Here is a 1,835-nt window from a genome sequence, read left to right as displayed (position 1 = left end):
TTTGCTCTTTAAAAATCTGGATCAAGCTGAAAATTGAAACACAGAACAGTGCGAACTGTTCTGCGAGTCTCTCAAATTTTCGCAACTGAGGATGTTTCACGAAACATCTTCGGGTTGTGAGGTTAAGCGACCAAGCGTACACGGTGGATGCCCTGGCAGTCAGAGGCGATGAAGGACGTGCTAATCTGCGAAAAGCGCCGGTAAGGTGATATGAACCGTTATAACCGGCGATGTCCGAATGGGGAAACCCAGTGTGATTCGTCACACTATCATTAACTGAATCCATAGGTTAATGAGGCGAACCGGGGGAACTGAAACATCTAAGTACCCCGAGGAAAAGAAATCAACCGAGATTCCCCCAGTAGCGGCGAGCGAACGGGGAGGAGCCCAGAGCCAGAATCAGCTTGTGTGTTAGTGGAAGCGTCTGGAAAGTCGCGCGATACAGGGTGACAGCCCCGTACACAAAAATGCACAGGTTGTGAGCTCGATGAGTAGGGCGGGACACGTGGTATCCTGTCTGAATATGGGGGGACCATCCTCCAAGGCTAAATACTCCTGACTGACCGATAGTGAACCAGTACCGTGAGGGAAAGGCGAAAAGAACCCCGGCGAGGGGAGTGAAAAAGAACCTGAAACCGTGTACGTACAAGCAGTGGGAGCACCCTCCGGGGTGTGACTGCGTACCTTTTGTATAATGGGTCAGCGACTTATATTCTGTAGCAAGGTTAACCGAATAGGGGAGCCGAAGGGAAACCGAGTCTTAACTGGGCGTTAAGTTGCAGGGTATAGACCCGAAACCCGGTGATCTAGCCATGGGCAGGTTGAAGGTTGGGTAACACTAACTGGAGGACCGAACCGACTAATGTTGAAAAATTAGCGGATGACTTGTGGCTGGGGGTGAAAGGCCAATCAAACCGGGAGATAGCTGGTTCTCCCCGAAAGCTATTTAGGTAGCGCCTCGTGAATTCATCTCCGGGGGTAGAGCACTGTTTCGGCTAGGGGGCCATCCCGGCTTACCAACCCGATGCAAACTGCGAATACCGGAGAATGTTATCACGGGAGACACACGGCGGGTGCTAACGTCCGTCGTGAAGAGGGAAACAACCCAGACCGCCAGCTAAGGTCCCAAAGTCATGGTTAAGTGGGAAACGATGTGGGAAGGCCCAGACAGCCAGGATGTTGGCTTAGAAGCAGCCATCATTTAAAGAAAGCGTAATAGCTCACTGGTCGAGTCGGCCTGCGCGGAAGATGTAACGGGGCTAAACCATGCACCGAAGCTGCGGCAGCGACACGAATGTGTTGTTGGGTAGGGGAGCGTTCTGTAAGCCTGCGAAGGTGTGCTGTGAGGCATGCTGGAGGTATCAGAAGTGCGAATGCTGACATAAGTAACGATAAAGCGGGTGAAAAGCCCGCTCGCCGGAAGACCAAGGGTTCCTGTCCAACGTTAATCGGGGCAGGGTGAGTCGACCCCTAAGGCGAGGCCGAAAGGCGTAGTCGATGGGAAACAGGTTAATATTCCTGTACTTGGTGTTACTGCGAAGGGGGGACGGAGAAGGCTATGTCATCCGGGCGACGGTTGTCCCGGTTTAAGCGTGCAGGTGTGTGTACCAGGTAAATCCGGTTCACTTTAACACTGAGGCGTGATGACGAGGCACTACGGTGCTGAAGTGACAAATGCCCTGCTTCCAGGAAAAGCCTCTAAGCTCCAGGTAACACGAAATCGTACCCCAAACCGACACAGGTGGTCAGGTAGAGAATACCAAGGCGCTTGAGAGAACTCGGGTGAAGGAACTAGGCAAAATGGTGCCGTAACTTCGGGAGAAGGCACGCTGATA

At 52.6% G+C, this 1,835-nt stretch carries 1 rRNA gene; it reads left to right on the top strand.

Annotated elements, in window-relative coordinates:
• Nucleotides 1-120 precede the first annotated feature (120 nt).
• A 23S ribosomal RNA gene (locus ABGA49_RS16050) occupies nucleotides 121-1,835 on the top strand; the annotation flags it as partial.

The sequence above is a fragment of the Kosakonia sp. WA-90 genome (genome assembly GCF_039871955.1).
GTDB lineage: Bacteria > Pseudomonadota > Gammaproteobacteria > Enterobacterales > Enterobacteriaceae > Kosakonia > Kosakonia oryzendophytica.
The sequence above is the reverse complement of the archived record's forward strand: the minus strand, read 5'-3'. Positions and strand labels throughout refer to the sequence as shown.